The 18,251-nt window shown below is 69.9% G+C and carries 11 protein-coding genes; 7 read left to right on the top strand and 4 right to left on the bottom strand.

Annotated features, from left to right (window positions below):
* Positions 1 to 77: 77 nt before the first annotated feature.
* The 3 genes from QHF85_RS30380 to QHF85_RS30370 form a co-directional block, all read right to left on the bottom strand.
* Positions 78 to 1,970, bottom strand: coding sequence for a serine/threonine protein kinase (locus QHF85_RS30380; RefSeq protein WP_281330856.1), 1,893 nt, complete (start codon positions 1,968 to 1,970; stop codon positions 78 to 80).
* A 52-nt stretch (positions 1,971 to 2,022) separates the two neighbouring features.
* Positions 2,023 to 2,445 (bottom strand): hemerythrin domain-containing protein, encoded by a 423-nt coding sequence (locus QHF85_RS30375; protein WP_281330855.1) that lies wholly within the window; start codon positions 2,443 to 2,445, stop codon positions 2,023 to 2,025.
* A gap of 179 nt (positions 2,446 to 2,624) precedes the next feature.
* Positions 2,625 to 3,110 carry a hypothetical protein gene (locus tag QHF85_RS30370; protein ID WP_281330854.1) on the bottom strand — a complete coding sequence of 162 codons (486 nt, stop codon included), beginning with the start codon at positions 3,108 to 3,110 and terminating at the stop codon, positions 2,625 to 2,627.
* A gap of 94 nt (positions 3,111 to 3,204) precedes the next feature.
* Between QHF85_RS30370 and QHF85_RS30365 the strand changes: the two genes are divergently transcribed.
* The 5 genes from QHF85_RS30365 (at position 3,205) to QHF85_RS30345 (ending at position 15,012) form a co-directional block, all read left to right on the top strand.
* Complete coding sequence (locus QHF85_RS30365) at positions 3,205 to 7,320, top strand: transglutaminase domain-containing protein (protein ID WP_281330853.1); 4,116 nt, start codon at positions 3,205 to 3,207, stop codon at positions 7,318 to 7,320.
* 212 nt (positions 7,321 to 7,532) lie between these two features.
* Positions 7,533 to 10,145: a CehA/McbA family metallohydrolase gene (locus QHF85_RS30360; protein WP_281330852.1), complete on the top strand. Its 2,613-nt coding sequence runs from the start codon at positions 7,533 to 7,535 to the stop codon at positions 10,143 to 10,145.
* Between the two features lie 259 nt (positions 10,146 to 10,404).
* Positions 10,405 to 13,116 carry an ATP-binding protein gene (locus QHF85_RS30355; protein ID WP_281330851.1) on the top strand — a complete coding sequence of 904 codons (2,712 nt, stop codon included), beginning with the start codon at positions 10,405 to 10,407 and terminating at the stop codon, positions 13,114 to 13,116.
* A gap of 368 nt (positions 13,117 to 13,484) precedes the next feature.
* Positions 13,485 to 14,246, top strand: a complete 762-nt coding sequence (locus tag QHF85_RS30350) for a hypothetical protein (protein WP_281330850.1) — start codon at positions 13,485 to 13,487, stop codon at positions 14,244 to 14,246.
* 76 nt (positions 14,247 to 14,322) lie between these two features.
* Positions 14,323 to 15,012: a Uma2 family endonuclease gene (locus QHF85_RS30345; protein ID WP_281330849.1), complete on the top strand. Its 690-nt coding sequence runs from the start codon at positions 14,323 to 14,325 to the stop codon at positions 15,010 to 15,012.
* A 21-nt stretch (positions 15,013 to 15,033) separates the two neighbouring features.
* On the opposite strand, the gene QHF85_RS30340 is transcribed toward QHF85_RS30345, so the two are convergent.
* Positions 15,034 to 16,131 (bottom strand): YCF48-related protein, encoded by a 1,098-nt coding sequence (locus QHF85_RS30340; RefSeq protein WP_281330848.1) that lies wholly within the window; start codon positions 16,129 to 16,131, stop codon positions 15,034 to 15,036.
* Positions 16,132 to 16,269: 138 nt separating this feature from the next.
* Between QHF85_RS30340 and QHF85_RS30335 the strand changes: the two genes are divergently transcribed.
* Positions 16,270 to 17,892, top strand: a complete 1,623-nt coding sequence (locus QHF85_RS30335) for a hypothetical protein (RefSeq protein ID WP_281330847.1) — start codon at positions 16,270 to 16,272, stop codon at positions 17,890 to 17,892.
* Positions 17,893 to 17,908: 16 nt separating this feature from the next.
* On the top strand, positions 17,909 to 18,223 hold the full coding sequence (locus tag QHF85_RS30330; RefSeq protein WP_136970144.1) for a DUF962 domain-containing protein: 315 nt from the start codon (positions 17,909 to 17,911) through the stop codon (positions 18,221 to 18,223).
* The last annotated feature ends 28 nt before the right edge of the window (positions 18,224 to 18,251 follow it).

Below are 18,251 nucleotides of genomic sequence, written 5' to 3'. Positions count from 1 at the left end.
CAAGGACGCCCCGGGCATCACGTCGGGGCGTCCGTGATCGAAAAACCCCGCGCTCGCGGGGTTTTTCGTTTCGATCGTCAAGGCGCCGGAGGTACGTCGCTCGGCGGATCCGGGATCACGATCGTGCCGTCCTCGGGCGGCGGATCCGGCTCCTTCGCGGTCGCCGTCGGGGGCGTCTTGGACGACGAGTTCGCGGGGGTCGTCGTCTTCTTCGTGGTCGGCCCCGCCTTGCCCGTACCCTTTTTCGTGGTCGGCAGCGGGCTGCCGAAGCTCGCCGTGGGCGAGGGGACGGCCACCACGGCCGGCGGCTCGATGGGCTCGGGCGGAGGCGGCGCCGACGCAGCCGGCGTCGGGCCGGGCGGCACCATGTTCGACTGGACCACGACGTACGCGATGCCGCCCGCGGCCAGGACGAACGCCACGCCGACGAACGCGAGCACGCGCTTGCGGCGCGCGCCGTCGATCTCGGGCGGCGCCGAGATCCGGTCGCCGCTGTCCACGCCGGGCGCCGTGGTGTGCCGCGGGACCCTCGCCTGCACGGGCTCCGGCGCCGGGGCCGAGGGCCGTGCCGCGGGTGCGTCGAGCAGACCCGCCGGCAGGACGGGCGCGCCGAGGTCGGAGAGGAAGGGGTTCGAGGACGGCGCGAGCGGCGGCGTCGCGCTCACGCGTTGCGCGGGTTGCGCGGCGGGAAGCGGCGTCGCTTGCGGGGGCTGCGCGGCGGGCGCGCGCACGCCGGACGCGACCTTCGGCGCGGGCGCGGGCGTCGCCGTGGCGGGCACTCTCGCGACGACGGGCGGAGGCGCCGTGGAGACGACGACCGGCGGCTCGTCGTCGAAGTCGAACTCGAAATCGTCGATGTCCTCGGAGACGGGGCCGCGTGTCGTCGCGTCGGCGAGGACTTCGAGGTCGGCCGGGTCGAGGTGCTCCGTCTTGGCGCGCTCGGCGCGCGGCGGCGGTTTGGCCGGCGACGCGGTGGCGCGCGGGGGCAGCGCTGGCGCTTTGGTGCTCTTCGGCTTCGCGCTCGTCGGCGCGGGCGTGCCGGGCGACGACGTGGGCGCGACGGGCGGCGGACGGATCGACGCGGGCCGCGGCGGCAGCTCGCCGCGCATCGCTTCGGGCACGGACGCGACGACGCGGGCGAGGGCCTCGGCGAGCTCACGCGCGCTCTGGAAGCGTTTGTTCGGGTCCTTGTCGCAGGCCTTCGCGAACCACGTGTCGAACTGGGGCGGAACGCCTTTCCAGACCTTCGAGGGCACGGGCGGCTCGGCGACCGAGATCTTGATGAGCAGATCGCCGACGCCCTCGCTGTCGAAGGGCAGCTCGCCGACGACGCACTGGTAGGCGATGACGCCGATCGCCCAGAGATCGGTGCGATAATCGATCTCGGAGATGCCCTTGACCTGCTCGGGGCTCATGTAGTGCGGCGTGCCGATGAGCGTACCGACGTTGGTCCGCTGCATCGTCGCCTTCGCCGGGTCGGTCACCTTCGCGACGCCGAAGTCGAGCACCTTCACGACCTCGTCGTCCTCGTTGTTGCAGAGGAAGACGTTCTCGGGCTTGAGATCGCGGTGCACGATGCCGGCGGCGTGCGCGCGCGCGAGGGCGCGGCAGACCTGCGTGATGACCTTCGACGTCTCGCGCAGCGAGAGCCGGCCGCGTTTGTTGAGCCGCTCGAACAGGTCTTCGCCGTCGAGCAGCTCCATCACGATGAAGGGCTGCCCTTCGTCGATGCCGTGATCGAGGATCTGGACGACGTGGGCGGAGCGGAGCTGCGCGGCGGCGGTGGCTTCGCGCTTGAAGCGCTCGACCGCGTCCTCGCGCTTGGCGAGCTCGGGGTCGATGAGCTTGACCGCGACTTCCGTGTTCAGCGCGAGGTGATCCGCGATCCACACGGCACCTTGCGAGCCCTGCCCGAGAGGTCGGACCAGCCGGTAGCGGGTGCTGAGGACGCGGCCTGCCTCGAGGCTCATCAGGAACCCACAGAGTACGTGGCGCCCGGGGCAGATGTCGAGAGCGCGGCGTTCAACCCGCGGTCTCCTTCATGAGATCACGCCAAGCTTCGTAGGTGAGCTCGGGGTAGATGTAATCTCCCTCGAAATTCGTGTGGTGCAGCATGCGGCGCGCCACGTCGAAGATGAGCTGGCTCACGTCGTCACCGGGCCGGGCGGCGGCGAGCTTCTCGGCGTCCTCGCGGATCATCGCGTGGTGGCGCAGGGCGACTCCCACTTCGGCGCCGAGGCCGCGACGCTCGAGCTGCGGGAAGACGGCGCGCTCCTCGTACGCCATGTGCCGCTCCATCGGGCCCTTGAGGAAGGCGACGAGGCTCTGGCGCTCCGCGGAGGCCGCATCGCGCGACTCCTGGGAGGCCTTCATCAGCTTGCTCGCCATCTCGCGCGCGCGGTCTTCTTCCTCGAAGAGCGTGCGGAGCATGCGGTCGTATTCCATGTCGACTCCCTGGACTAAATCAATTTGCCGCGAGGGTCGAGAGGCGAATCCGAAAGCGGTCGTGTCCCGAGGGGGACGCCTCGCGTCCCCCTCTCGGCCAGGCGAAGCCCGGCCGATTCACCCCCTAGAGGCGAGCTTGCTGCGCAATCTCGCAGAGCGCCGAACAACGCGGCGCTCTTCTAGTCCTCGGCCTCACGGGCCGCATTTTTCTTCTTTTCCTCCGCTTCGGCGCGGGAGCGGGCGATCGCGGCCAGGCGGCTCGTGACGCCGTGCGCGACCATCGTGAGGACTTGCTTTTCGAGGGCCTTCGGGTCGTTCGGATCACCGCCGAAGGAGATCCGGCTCTTCGCGCTGGCCCCGCCCTCGACGCGGCCGATGACCGTGCAGCGGATGCGCAGGACGTCGCCCTTCTTCTCGACGACGTACTCGGTGATCTTGGCGCGGAGCGCGACCTTGCCGGATTTGCCGAAATCAGCCTTGCGGCTGGCCTCTTTGAGGAGGTTCCGCAGGGTGCGGGCGATCCGGTCGCCGTCTTTTCCTTCCGGGGCGTCGACGCGGGTCCACTCGACCGTGGCCTTGCCACGCGCGAACGCGCTCGAAGCAGGCGCGAGCGATGCGGTCAAGGCGAGCGCGAGGGCGGCGATCAAACGAGAGACGCGGCGCATGCGCGGGAGGCTAGAGGCGCGCGGCGAGGAGGGCCAAGAACCGGGTGGAGGGGCTCGCTCCCTCGGAGCCACCGCGCTATGCATCGAGGTACCCATGGAAAGGTCTTCGATCGCGCAGGCCATCGGCGAGGGAACACGACGTCTGCGCGCCGGGGCGTCGTGGCGAAGGGGCATCGCGTGGGTGATCACGCTGGGGCTCGTCTCGGGCACGGCGCTCGCGCAATCGCCCGGGAAAAAGGCCGATCCAGGCGGGGCGAAGAAGCCCGTCGCGGGCGCACCGGGCGCGGCGGGGAAGGGACAAACCTCGAAGGACAAGGCGCCCGCGAAGGACAAGGCGCCTGCGAAGCCGGACCCCGTGAAGGACAAGGCCGCGGCGGCGCAACCGCTTCCGAAGCCGCCCTCGCGGTGGACCGCGGCGCAGCCGGATCCGATGGTGGATCTCGCGCTCCAGCGCGCGACGGCAGGCGGGCCGGACGCGCTCGCGGGGCTGCTCGTGGCGACGACGCTCGACGAGCGCGCGACGCTCGGGAAGGTGCGCGGAGGGCTGCGCGCGGTGGCCGCGACGAAGTCGCCGGTCGCGGGGGACGCGCGGGCGCTCGCGGCGTGGCTCTCGCCGAGCCCCACGGGGGCTGCGTGGGCCGGATCGAAGACGATCACGTACGATGTCGCGCCCGACACGAGCGGGCTCGTGCGGTCGATGGCGATCCTCGGTCCGTTCCAGGACAAGGGCGAAGGGATCCGCGACAAGGAAGGCCCGGAGGCGCCGGGGCAGAAGCTCAACGACACGTCGGCGCGGTATTCGTGGGGCGTTTACGACGTCGCGTGGCGGCGCATCCTGCCGCAGTCGTCGACGTGGCGTGGTGTTCCGCTCGACCTCTACGTGCATCCGCGCGCCGAGAGCTGCACGTATCTCGCGTCGAAGGTCGTCTTCCCGAACCCGCCCGCGGGCCAGGCGCAGAAGCCCGTGCTCGTGCACGTGGCGTCGACGGGCAAGGTGCGGCTGCTCTGGGACGGCGCCGATGTCGCGATGAGCGAGGAGGTGCATCCGCGGCTCGTGCTGGATCGAATGGCGGCGCGGATCGAGCCCGCGCCGGGCCCGCACCTCGTCGCGGTGAAGGTTTGCTCGGGCGCGACCTCGGACGAGGGGCGCGTGCGTTTGCGGTTCACGGATGAAGCGGGCGCGCCGGTGACGGTGTCGTCGTCCTCGGACATCGCGAGCGTGGTGCTGCCCGCGGCCGCGGAGAAGAAGCCGGGCAAGGCGGAGAAGGCAGATCCGGCGAAGGAGGCGCGTGTCGCGGCCGAGATCAAGCCGCCGAAGGGCGTGACGCGGGTCAAGACGCAGCTCGAGGCGGGGCTCGACGTGGGCGCGAATCCGAGCCCGGATGCAGCGCTGCGGGCGGCGATCCTGCGGACGCTCGGGGGCGCGGAGGACGCGCGTTCGCCGCGCGCGCCGGGGCTGCTCGAAGCGGCGTTGCGCGCGAAGGAGACGCCGCCCGACGTGTTCGCGCTCGCGGGGTACGTCTCGCCGTTCGGCGCGGAGCGGAGCGAGCGGTTGAACCTCGCGTTCGAGCGCGGCAAGGCGGCGAACGACGAGGCGACGGCGGCGTTCGCGCAGCGCCGGCTCTTCGAATCGTCGCTCGCGGCGCGCTACCCCGACTGGGCGCTCGCGCGTGTCCGCGAGGCGCCGCTCTCCACCGCGACCGACCTCGAGGCGCGCCTGCTCAAGATCGCAGGACGCTCGCAGATGGGCGCGCAGGGCGCGTACCGGGCGCATCGCGACGAGCTCATGGCGATGACGGGCGAGGAGCGCGGGCGCGCGCCGACGGCCGTGTGGGCCGAGCTTTCCTCGGTGACGCGCGCCGATCCGCAGACGGCGCTGGTCGCGGCGCGCAAGCTCGTGGAGCAACGCGCGGGCGCGCGGGACAGCCGCTACGTCTCGGCGTTCCGCGTGCAAGGCGGCGCGGAGCTCGAACGGGCCGCGGCCGAGAGCCTCGCGCACCAGCGATCGGCCGACGAGCTCGTGGCGATCGGGCAGCAATTGCTCGATGCGGGCAGAAACGCCTGGGCGCGCGAGGTGTTTTACGTGGCGACGCTCCTCTCGCCGAACAAGGCGTCGGCGTTCGACGGGCTCGCGGCGGCGCGCAAAGCGGTGCTCGCGGACGAGGTGCGTCAGGGCAAACCGCCGTCGGAGCCGGCGGAGCGCGTGACCGAGGCGCTCGCGCGGGCGCTCGCGCTCGAACCCACGGATCAGCAACGCAAGGCGGAGATCGCGCTCCGCACGCGCACGCCGCAGGGCAAGACGACGATGCCCGACGAGCAGGCGATCGTGCAGCCGAGCGTCTTCCTCGCGCGGGCGAAGGCGAACCCGGCGAAGAAGGGCGAGGTCTTCGACAGGCAGCTCCACTGGACGCGCGTCGTGACGTACCACCCGGATCGGCGCGTCTCGCAGCTCATGCATTACGCGCGCGAGATCGTGGTCGAGCCGCGCACGGAGATGGACCTCTACGAGTCGGACATCCCGGCCGAGGGCGATCGCACCGAGCTGCTCTTCGCGCGCGTGCATCGCAAGGACGGCTCGATCGCGCTGCCCGAGGAGCAAGGCGGCGGCGGGCGCGGCGCGTACGTGCGCTGGCCGAAGCTCTCGTCGGGCGACGTCGTGGAGATCGCCGTGCGCTCGTGGACGCGTGATCCCGTGGGCCGGCGCGGCGACGCGCCGTTCTACTTCATCGACTACGTGGGCTCGATGGATACGCGGCCGATCCTGTTCAACGAGGTCATCGTCGACTCGCCCGCGGCCTCGCCGCTCGCCGTCGACGTGATCAACGGCAAGGCCGATCGAGCGGAGACGAAGACCGTCGGCGATCGCGTGATCCAGCGCTTCGTCTGGGACAACCCGACGAACGTGCGCGACGAGCCGCTCGCGCCGCCGATCGCGGAGACGGTGCCCGTCGTGGTGGGCTCGACGTTCGCGGGCTGGGGCGATTTCCGCACCTGGTACAAGAGCGCCGTCGAGGGTTTTTCCACGCCCGACGAGCGCATCAAGGAGCTCGCGGCCGAGCTCACGAAGGGCAAGAAGACGCGCGACGAGAAGATCCGCGCGGTCTTCGACTACGTCGCCGACTCGATCCGCTACGTGAACTACGTCTCGGGCGAGGCGTGGCTGCCGAACCGTCCGCAGATCTCGCTCGCGCGCAAGCAAGGCGACTGCGACGACAAGGCGATGCTGCTCATCACGCTGCTCAAGGCGATCGGCATCGAGGCGACCGAGGTGCTCGTGCAGACGCGCTACACGGGGCAGTCGATGTTGCTCCGCAGCGAGAAGGTCGCGGTGCCGATGTTCGATCACGGCATCGCGTACCTGCCCGCGAAGGACGGCGCGCCGGCGATGTGGCTCGACGCGACGAGCCCGCAGAGCCGCCTCGGACCGCTGCCGGCGATGGATGCGCGCACGCTCGCGTTCTTCATCGACGACGGCCCCGCGAAGATGATCGAGACGCCCGCGAGCTCGCCCGACGATCACGGCATCGACGCCGAGTGGCGGATCGAGCTCGACGGCAGCGGCCGCGGCAAGCTCACCGCGAACGAGCGGCACGTGGGCGACGCGGCCTTCGAGCTGCGCACGAACCTCGTCGAGCCCGACGCGCGCAAGCAATGGGCCGAGACGTACCTGACGGGCAAGTGGGTGCCCGGCGTGGAGCTCAAGGGCGAGGTTGGCTTCGACGGCGCGCTGCCCGGCGGCGCGGCGAAGCTCTCGTACGAGGCGACGAGCCAGGGCATCGCGCGGCGGGAAGGGAGCGAGCTCGTCGTGCCGGTGAGCGACACGGTGACGCTCACGTCGCAGCTCGCGCCGCTCTCGTCGCGCACGATGCCGGTGGTGCTTCCGCCGTTCCTCGCGCCGCGACACGAGACGCGCGCGATCACGATCGTACCGCCCGAGGGCTACGTCTTCGCGGAGCTGCCGCCGGGCGGCGAGGAGGCGGGCGGCGAGTTCGGACGCGCGAAGATCGAGTTTTCCCCGGGCGAGGGCGGCGCGGTCGTCGTGAAGCGCACGCTCGTGTTCGACCTGTCGACGATCCCGGTCGACAAGTACACGAAGTGGCGCGCGTGGCTCCAGCGGGTCGATGGGCTGATGCACCGGCTCGTGCGGCTCGTGCCCGGAGACCCGCGCAAGACGGCGCCGCAGAAGACCGCGGAGAAGGCCGCGCGATGAGCGGCGACGGGCGCGAGGACGACGTCACGAGCGTCCTCGCGATCCTCGGGGGCGCCTCGACCGACGAGGAGATCGCGTTCCTCGAGGAGCCCTTCTCTTCCTTTTGATCCCAAACGATCGGCCCGCGCCGCCTTGGGGGCTTCACAAGGTCGTCATCGAAACGTAAGAGATATCCATTGAGGTCGGGCATCTCCGCCTCGCGAGGAGGTCTCATGCGTTGTCCTTCGCTTGCCGCGCCTTCCTTTCGTGCCCTGCTCTGCGTCCTCGTTCAGGTGCCGCTCGTCGCCGCGTGTAGCGGCACCGATGAAGAGCCGCCCGGGGCCACCGACTGCTCGGCCTTGAAGTTCGAGGTCGGCGACCCGAACGGGCACAAGGACCCATTCGGCGCCAAGGCGGCGGGGCAGGCGCGCGCCGGCAAGGTCACCGATCTCTCGGGCATCGCGCAGCCCGGGCATGGCCGGCAGCAGATCGAGCCCGGTGATTTCGTCCTCGCGAACGACAAGATCGTCGTGTTCATCGAGGACAAAGATTTCTCCGACGGGTATGCGCGCTTCGGCGGCGAGATCCTCTCGATCGACAAGGCGAACGCCGACGGCAAGCCCACGGGCGTCTCGAAGTACACCGAGACGCTGACCGGGCTCTCGGTCGAGATGATCGATCCGACGAGCGTCACGGTGCTGAAGGACGGCTCGGACGGCGGCGAGGCCGTCGTGCGGGTCGCGGGCAAGCTCTCGAAAATCCCGTTCATGCAGGGGCCGCTCTCGTATCTGTTCCCGCGCACGTACGAGCTCGAAGCGGCCTACGATTACGTGCTCCGGCCGGGGGAGGAGCGCGTCACCATGCGCATGGGCGTGGTCAACAAATCGAATGAGCCCGTCGATTTCGGCGTGGACCGACCGGATCCGGACGAGCTCCTCGGCTTCTTTCATTATTCGAACGCGCAGCTCGTGACGCCGGAGTCGGGCTTCGAGGAGCCCTCGGGGCGCGTCGCGTGGGCGGGCTTCGACGGCGGCGATTTCGGATTCGCGTTCCGCATCCCGGGCCACGAGCTCGCGTACGGCCTGACGGTCAGCGGATTTTCGCTCTTTTATGGTCCGGGCTTCGTCGTCGACGCTTGCTCGGCGGAGACGGTCGATCGGGCGGAGATCATCGCAGGCGGACCCGATTACGACGGCCTGCGCGAGGCGGTGCGGCGTGCCTCCGGCGAGGCGCCGTGGCGCGAGATCAAGGGCAAGGTCGAGGACGCCCAAGGCACCGGGGTCGCGGGCGCGTGGCTGCACGCGACGAGCGCGGAGGGCGAGTATCTGAGCCGGACGCGGACGGATTCGGAGGGCTCGTTCGTGGTGCACGTGCCGCCGGGCGCTCCGGTGACGCTCGTGCCGCAAAAGCAAGGTTATGCGCCGCACGCGGGCTTCGGGGTCTCCGCGGACGAGACGACGGCGACGATCCCGCTCGATCCGAATGGAACCATTCACGTGGTCGCGAAGGATTCGGCGACGGGCGCGGCGCTGCCGGTGCGCGTGCAGATCGTCCCGAAGGACGCGCTCGCCGCGGCGCCCGAGGCGTTCGGCGTGCCCGACGAGGCGAACGGGCGATTGCACCAGGTCTTCGCGATGGATGGCAATGCGACGGTGTCGGTGCCGCCGGGCGAGCACACGGTGATCGTGTCGCGTGGCTATGAATGGGAGCTCCTCAGCACGGACGTGACGGTCGCGGCGGGCCAGACGCTGGAGGTCCCGGCGGACCTCGCGCATTCGGTCGACACGTCGGGCGTGATGTGCGCCGATTTTCACATCCATTCGCAGTTCTCGGCGGACTCGAATGATCGGATCGAGCACAAGGTGCGGGGCGCGATCGCGGACGGGCTCGACATCCCGGTGTCGAGCGAGCACGAGTGGGTCGCGGATTTCCAGCCGTTGATCCAGGACATGGGCCTGACGCAATGGGCGTTCGGCATGGCGTCGGAGGAGCTGACGACGTTCACGTGGGGCCATTTCGGGGTCGTGCCGATGACGCCGGACCCGCAGAAGGCGAACCGCGGGGCGGTCGACTGGATCGGAAAGGACCCGAAGGACGTCTTCGCGCTCGTGCGGGCGCTGCCCGATAACCCCGTGCTCATCGTGAACCACCCGAGTGACGGCGGGTTCGGCGCTTATTTCAGCGCCGCGGCGCTCGATCGGAAGACGGGCAAGGGGCGCGACGGGTTCTGGAGCGACGATTTCGACGCGATCGAGGTCTTCAACGACTCCGATTTCGAGAAGAACCGGGGCGAGTCGGTCGCGGACTGGTTCGCGCTGCTCGAGGCGGGGATGACGGTGTGGGCCGTGGGCAGCTCCGACAGCCACCATTTGCGGACGAGCCCGGTGGGGTATCCGCGGACGTGCCTGGCGTTCGGGCACGACGATCCGACGAAGCTGACGAAGATCCTCGTGCGTGACGCGATCAAGAGCGGCGGGGCGACGATCAGCGGCGGCCTGTTCATGACGGCGGCGGGCCCGAACGGGGAAAAACCCGGAGAGATGGTGAAGACCGGCGCGGGCGGGATGGCGACGTTCACGCTCACGATCGAGTCGGCGAGCTGGGTTTCCGCGACCATGCTGGAGACGATCGTGAATGGAAAGACGGTGTCGACGGAGCCCCTCGTGCCGGTGGATGGCTGGGCTGGCCCGTCGAAGAAATTCACCAATCAAGTGACGGTGACGCTGGATCCGTCGCGTCCGAGGAACTGGGTGATGTTCCACGCGAAGGGCGACGGGGACCTCGCCCCGCTGCACCCGGGACGGAGGCCGTTCGCGGCGTCGAATCCGTTCTTCTTGACGCCCTGAAGCGGCCTCGGCGTTCAAACCCGGCTGGCGGGCCCGGGTGGGGGGGACGCGAATGCGATCGTATCGGGAGCCGCTCGTCCCCACGCGGGAGGGCGGCGCCTTATACTGATGCTGCACCATGCCCCGAAGTCGTCACCGCGCGGCCAGGCTGAAAAGGCGGCGGCCCGCCTGGCAAAGGCGCGGGGCGCCTGCGTCAGGGCCTCGCGCGGCGGCCGAATCCCAGTCACACTTGCGGACTGTGCTTGCCCACGCACCGATCGTGCTCTTTACTCTCGACCCACGAGGCATCTTCACGCTCCAGGAGGGGCGCGGGCTCGAAGGGGCGAGGCTCCGCCAGCATGGTGAGGTTGGCCAGTCGATTTTCCGCGTGTATCAGGACTACCCGTGGATCACCGACAGCGCGCGGCGAGCCCTCGCCGGAGAGAGCGTGCGCGCGGCCGGGGAGTTTCATGGGGCCTGGTACGAGGTTCATTTCATGCCACTCCGAATTGCGGAGACCAAGAGCTCGGGCGTGCTCGGCGTCGCCACGGACATCACCGCGCGCAAGCGCGCAGAGGACGCGCTCGAGCAGCAGCAAGCGGTGCTCAAGTACGTCATCGCGAACGTACCGCACGCCATTTTTTGGAAAGATCGCCAGGGCCGGTTTCTGGGGGGCAACCAGAACTTTTTGAACGATTCGGGGACGAAGTCCCTGGAGAACCTCGTCGGAAAGACCGATTACGACGTCTGGAGGCGCGAAGACGCGGACGCGTTCGTCAAGAGCGACCGCGAGGTCATGGCGAGCGGCACGCCGATCCTCGATATCGAGGAACCCATGCTCCGCTCGGACGGCTCGCCGCGCGTGCTGCTCACGAGCAAGGTCCCGATCCGCGACGAGCGGGGCGAAGTGGCCGGGCTGCTCGGCATTTACGCGGACATCACCGAGCGCAAGCAGATGGAGCTCGACCTCCAGAACGCCAAGGAGAGGGCCGACGACGCGGCCCGCGCCAAGGGCCAGTTCCTCACGGTCATGAGCCACGAGCTGCGCACGCCGCTCGCGCTGATCCTCGGCCCGCTCGCCTCGCTGCTCTCCAAGGAGGGAAGCGAGCGCGAGCTGCTCTCGCCGAGCGTGCGCGAGGACCTCGTGCGCGTGCAGCGCAATGCGCGCAGGCTCCATCGCCTCGTCGACGACATCCTCGATCATCAGAAAATCGAGGCAGGAAAGTCCACGGTCGACTGGGAGTCCGTCGACGCGGCCGAGCTCTGCGCCGATATCGTCGGCGACGCCCGCCCGTCGGCCGGGCGCGGCGGGATCGAGCTATCGCTCGAGGCTTCGGCCGGAGAGCCGGTCCCGCTCGATCGTCGCAAATTCGAGAAGATCGTGCTGAACCTGCTCGGCAATGCCCTGAAGTTCACGCCGCCCGGGGGGCGCATCGTCGTGCGCCTGCGGAAGGTGGGCGACGAGCTCGAGCTCGCGGTCGAGGATACGGGGCCGGGCATTCCGGCGGACAAGCAACACCTCCTGTTTCAGCGATTCCAGCAGATCGACACGTCGGCGACGCGCAAGCACGAAGGGACGGGGATCGGGCTCTCGCTCGTCAAAGAGCTCGCGGAGCTCATGGGCGGCCGGGTCTTCGTGGAAAGCGAGGCCTCCATGGGCGCGCGTTTCTTCGTGCGGCTCCCGTGCGTCGCGGATCGCCTCGCCGCGCCGCGGCCTGCGCCCGATTCCGTCGACGCGCGGCTACCCGGGCACCGCGCGGGTCATTTCGAGGCGCGCACGACGGCCGGCGCGCGCGGGGCGACGAGCAAGCACGGCCCACGCGTGCTCGTCGCCGAGGACAACCCGGACATGGGTTCGTATTTGCTGGATATTCTCTCCGCCGAATACGACGTCGAGCTCGTGACGAACGGCCGGGCGGCGCTCGACGCCGTGCGGGCGCGGCGGCCCGAGGTCATCGTATCGGACGTGATGATGCCCGAGATGGACGGGTTCGAGCTCGTCCGTCGGCTGAAGCAAGACCCGGAGGCGCGCGACATTCCCATCATCTTGCTGACGGCCAGGGCAGGGGCCGCCTCGGCCGCCATGGGCCTCGACGTCGGCGCGGACGATTACCTGAGCAAGCCGTTCGATCCGGCGGAGCTCGTGGCGCGGGTGCGCGCGGCCGAGCGATTGCATCGCGCGCACGTCGAGCTGGCCGAGAAAAACCGCGAGCTCGAGAGGACGTTGCAGAGGCTCTCGGAGACGCAGGAGGAGCTCGTGCAGGCGGGGAAGATGGCGGCCGTGGGCACCATGCTCGCGGGCCTCTCGCACGAGATCAACAATCCTCTGGCGGTCATCCTGATGAATGCCCAGCTCTTGCTCCGCCGGCTCGGCGGGACGAAGGGGCCGAGCCTCGACGAGGCGGCCGTTCGCAAGACGATGCTCACCATCGAGGCGCAGGCGACGCGCTGCTCGCGCCTCGTGCATACGCTGCTCGATTACTCGCGCAGCAATCCGATGGGGCGCGAGCTTTGCGACGTGCGGGCGGCGCTCGACCGCGTGCTCGAATTCACGGCGCCTCAGGCGCGCGCGCGCGAGGTTCGGCTCGAGGTGTCGCAGGATCCCGAGGCACCCAAGGCGGTGCTCGTGAACCTGGCGCAGCTCGACGCGGCCTTGTTGAATGTGGTCGGCAATGCGCTGGATGCCGTGTCGGAGGGCGGAGCCGTCTCCGTCGTTGCGCGGGCGCTCGACCCGGGGGATGACGCCGCCCCCGGCGTGGAGATCGAGGTGCGCGACACCGGGTGTGGCATTGCGCCGGAGGACCTCGGGCGCATTTTCGATCCGTTCTTCACCACGAAGCCGCCAGGGCAGGGGACGGGCCTCGGGCTCCCGCTCACGCAAAGGTTCGTCATGGACCACGGCGGACGCATTCACGTGACGAGCGAGCTCGGCGTGGGGACGACGGTCCGCATGTCGCTGCCGGCCGCGGGGGCGCTGGATTCCCCGGGGTGACCGCGTGCGAGGATTCTCCCACGACCGCAACCACAACGCCTTCACCTGCCCAACCCCCCCGGGGTTCCCCCACCGCAACGCCTAGCGCTTCCCGAACCCCTCCGGGGTTCCCCCACCGCAACGCCTTGCACCTCCGGAACCCCTCCCCGCAGCCGAAACCACTCCCGCCATCGGTCGCCCTACCCCCACCCGGTCGCCAAAACGCAAGCCGTTGCCTTCCGCGCACCCCTCCGGGCAGCCCCACCCGCCATCGCCAGCGCAAGCTCAACCCCTCGCACGAATCCGACGGAAAGAATTTTCCGTCGCGACCGTCCTACGCGCGCCTCACTCACCACGTCCCCCGGGGTTGCCCTGGGAGGAGGATTCTCATGGCCCGCTCCTTCTCGCCTGCAAAGCTCGTCGCATTGCCTCGCATGACGGCCCTCTCCACGGCCCGGCTCATGGCCGAGCTCCTCGAAGCCGCTGCGCGTGAAAAGATGCTCCCGGCTTCGCTTGCTGCCGATCGGAACGACCTCGGCGAAGCGCACGAGGCCCTCCAGGTCGAGCTCGGCAAGCGCACCGCGGGAGAGGGCGACATGCCGCCCGTCGTCCGCTCGGCCGATCGCATCGAAGACAATGCGTTCGGCGCGCTCTCGGATTGGCTGCTCTCGTTCAAGCGATTGCCCCCGGAGAGGCACCCCGAGGCGGCCGACGCCGAGCTCGTGTACGAGGCGCTTTTTGGTCAGGGCCTCGGTTTCCTCACTCTCCGCGCGGCCGACGAATGGCAGGAGGCCGAGATCCGGATGCGGATCATCAAGGACAAGGCCCTCGGCGCGGTCATCGAAAAACTCGGCGGCAAGCCCTTCCTCGACGAGCTCACGCTCGCGCACGAGGCCTACGGCGAGGCCCTCGGGATCACGAAGGCCCGGCCCGTGTCGGAGCTGCCCGGCGTGGGGAAAGCCCAGGCCACGGCGCTCGATGTGTTGCGGAGCTACGTGCTGCGCGTGGCGGCGTACGTGCGGGAGAGCGAGCCGGCGACGGCGGCGCTCGCGGAGAGGTTGCTCGCGCCGCTCGCGCAATGGAAAGAGCGGCCGCGAAAGCGTGCGGCTCCTGCCGGCGAAGCCGCTCCCGTGAGCGCCACGAACGGCTGACGGATCGTTCCTCGTAAAACGTTTTTCTTGACCATCCCTCCCTCCACGCCGCTGCACGCGCTAGACTTCGGCCGTCATGGCAAGCACGGCGCAACGGCACGGCCTCGATGATCCGGACGACCTCGTCGATTACCCGGGCGACCTGGGCGAGAGCCCGTTGATGCGTCGCATTGCCGAGCTCTTGCGGCCCTTGCTCGCGCGGTTCCTTGCCACGCAGGGCGTTCGGGCCTTCGTCGGCGCCGATCAGTTCATCTACTGGCTCAAAGGCAACCCCAAGGCCGTCGCTGCGCCCGACGTGTACGTCATGCCCGGGATCGATCCGGACCTGGCGCCGCGGTGCTGGAAGCTCTGGGAGGCGGGCGCTGCGCCGAGCTTCGCCGTCGAGATCATGGCCGAGGAGAATGACCTGAAGGACGTCGTGCACGCGCCGCAGCGGTACGACGAGCTCGGGACGCGCGAGCTCGTGGTCTTCGATCCGTACGTGGACGTGGCCTCGGGGCGGACGCGGTTTCGGGTGCATCGCCGCGACGAGACGGGCAGGCTCGTGGTCGTCGAGGCGACGAACGCCGATCGGGTGTGGAGCGCCGAGCTCGAATGCTTTTTGCGCGCCGTGGGGGAAGGGAGCGCCATGCGGCTCAGGCTTGCCACCGGGGCGGAAGGGGAGACGTTGTTCCCCACCGAAGGCGAAGCCGAGCGCGCGGCGCGTGAGGCGCTCGAAGGGGAGCTCGCGCAAATGCGCGCCGAGCTCGAGCGGCTGCGGCGCTAGGGCGCGCGCCCCAAGGATTCGTTACCTCCGCCGAACCAGACTCCCCTTCTGCCCAGCTTCGAGCGTCCCTTCGCCGACCAGGAAAAGCTCGGTTTTGCCCTTGCCCCAGATGCCCTGGATTGCGGCCGCGCCGTGGGGCCAGTTGAGCTCGTCTTTCCAGGTCTTGCCGCCGTCGGTCGTGTGCTGGAACTGCTGGTTGCGGCCGACCACGTAGAGGTCGCCCTTGCCCACCACCCGGATGCCGAGAAGCTCGTCGCCGTCGAAGCTCCCGATCGATTTCCACGTCGCCGCGCGGTCGTTCGATTCGTACACCGTGCCCTTCGCGCTCACCGCGTACAGGTAATCGACGCTCGCGCCGTCGATCTGCCGCAGCGGCGAGTCGAGCGTGTCGACCGGCAGCTTCGACCAGAGGTGTCCGCCGATCTTCGATTGCAACACGATCGGCGCGCCGTCCTTGCTCGCCTGCCCCACGACGTAAATGTCGTCCGCGCCGCTGCCCCAGACGTCGTACAGCGTGCCGACCACGCCGCTCGTGTCTTGCTTCCACGTCTTGCCGCCGTCCGTCGTGTTCAGGATGTTTCCGTCCCCGCCCACGACGTACACGTCGTCCCGGCCGCTGCCCCAGACGGCCATGAAAAACGTGCCCGTGATGGGGACCTTTTGCGGCGACCACGTGATGCCGCCGTCCGTCGAGTGCATGATCGCATTGCCGCCCACGACGTAGATGTCGTCCGGGCCGCTGCCCCAGACGCAGCGCAGCCACGCGTCCTTCGGCGAGGCCTGCCGCGTCCAGTTGATGCCGGCGTCCTCGCTGCGCAGGATCGTTCCGCCGCCGCCGACGGCGATCACGAGCTTGTCGAGGCCCCAGATGCCGCTCAGCGTGTCGACGTAGTTGCCGCGCTGCCCCACCCACGCCGAGCCCGCGGCGTCGGGCAGGGTGAGCGTCAGCGGGCCGAGCGCAGGGCCGTCGTCCTCGGGCTCCGTGACCTCGGTTTTCGTATTCGTCGGGGGTTTCGTCGTGGTCTGCGTTTGCTGTCCGCCGCACGCAGAGGCGAGGAGGACGAACGCGAGCCCCGCGTACGGGACGGAAGAAAGAAATCGTGTGACTCGGCGCGCCATGAGGTGTTCGTAGGGTAGGCCAAGGTGGGCGAGGGCGTAAAGGTTCGCGTGCGCGAGAGGCCCACGCGGCCCCGATGGTGATAAGGTTCCGCGGGAGCCGAAAGGCCGCTCGATGGGCGGCCACGCGGTCACGAACCGATGGCAGGCTGGGGACAGGGAGAAGGGCCGCCGCCGAAAGCACCGGCGATCCGTGGCGAAGTGGCGTGGGAGTACCTCCGCGACCGCGTCGACAACGTCATCGGGTTCTGGGTCGGCTTCCTGTTCTCCCCCGTGCCGGCAGAGCTGCGCACGCTGCGCGAGCGGGTCGAGCGGCAGGTGACCGGCGAGGGTCACGCGATGGTGACGCTCGTGCCGAGCACGCCGGAGGAGCTTCTCGGTTTGCCCACGCGGCTGCTCGAAGATCGAAGCCTGGCGAGCGCGTCGCTCGTCTGGATCGAGGCGCTCCACGCCGAGGCGCCCGGCGCCCTCGAGACGCCGTGGACGCGCGCCTGGGAGCAGACGGTGATCGAGATCGAGGCGCTGTTCGAGGAGCTGCGCGGCGTCCTGCTCGGAGGCATCGTGCTCGCCGCGCCGCCGGGCGTCGTGGATCCCGTGTCGAAGGCCGCGCCCGATCTCTGGCAGGTGAAGGCGATGTCCTTCCTGATCACGCCGCGGAGCGCAGGCGCCGTGCGTCCGAGCACGCCGCCGCCGGTGCGCGGGTCGCGGCCGTCGACGAGCTCGATGCGCGCGGCGTCCGTCGACCCCGACGATCTCGTGGCGATCTCGCAGAACCCGGAGCGGCTCAAGGTCTGGCAAGCCGAGAACTCGGCGCGCGCGTCGACGCCGTCGATGCCCGCGGTGTCGCTGTCGGCGGCGTCGATGGGCTCGAGGCCGACGCCGCCGCCTCCGCCGCCGCGCGCCGAGGTGGCCCGCGCGCACGCGCTCGTCGACGCGGCCGAAGGGTTCTTGCAGCAGGGCCGGCTGCAGGACGCGAAGGACGCGGCCGACGAGGCGGCGACGCTGCTCCGCGTGCGCGGCGACGCGCTCGACGAGGCGCGTGTCTTCGCGGTGCTCGCGGAGATCGAGGCGGAGAACGAGGATCTGTCGCGCGCCGCGGTGCACGCGCAGAAGGCGATCGCGATGTACGGGGCGCGGATGCCGGGGCAGGTGCCGCCGGCCTGGTATTGCCTGGCGGCGCGGGTCGCGCGGGAGCGGCGCGAGCACGTGGCGGCGACGCGCTTCGAGGAGCTCGCGCTCGGGGCGATCCGGGCGATGCGGCAGGGCGACGAGGGGCCGGACGCTCTGTTCGAGCTGTCGGACGCGCTCGAGCGGATCGGCGACGCGCGGCTCGCGGCGAGCAAGCCGGCGGACGCGGCCGTCGCGTTCTCGGAGTGCTTGCTCCTCAGGCGCCGGGTCCTCGCGGCGATGGGGGACGGGCCGGAGGCGCTCGGCGAGGTCTCGTATTCGCTGAAGCGGCTGGCCGACGCGTGCGTGCATGCGAGCGACGTGATCGGGGCGGTCGCGGCGTATCGCGAGGCTGTGGCGATCGATCGGAAGCTCTACGCCGCGAGCGGGAAGAACGCGGAGGTGCGCTACCAGCTCGCCGACTCGCTCTGGCGGCTCGGGGACGCGCTCACGACGAGCGGCGAGGCGTCCGAGGGCGCGGCGATGAGCGAGGAGGCGACGCAGCTCCTCGCGGGGGTGGAGCCGCCTTCGGGGACGCCGGCGCGGAAGTACGGCCCGGGGTCACGGAGGGGGCAGCGCGCGGGGCGGACGTGGTAGTCTCCGCGCCCTGACCATGATTTCCCTGAACGCCGAGTGGACCCGGCTCCTCCACAAATACCAGGACGATCACCAGGATCCGCGCAACCAGGCTTGCCACAAGGTGGGCATCCCCCTCATCGCGCTGAGCTTCCCCGTGGGCGCGACGCTCGTCGGCCTCCCGCTCGCGGGGGCAATGTTCACCGTCGGCTGGGGTTTCCAGTTCGTGGGGCACGCATTCGAAGGAAAAAAACCTTCGTTCGTGGACGACAAGCGGAGCCTGGTCATCGGGCTGCTCTGGTGCATGGAGAAGTACGGCGTGCGCGTGTACGAAGAATCGCCGGCGGCATGACGACCTCGCCGCGCGTGCCAAGCGCGCG

This window comes from Polyangium sp. 6x1 (genome assembly GCF_029946515.1).
In the GTDB taxonomy this organism is placed as follows: Bacteria; Myxococcota_A; Polyangia; order Polyangiales; family Polyangiaceae; genus Polyangium.
This window is presented reverse-complemented; position numbering and strand designations above follow the sequence as displayed.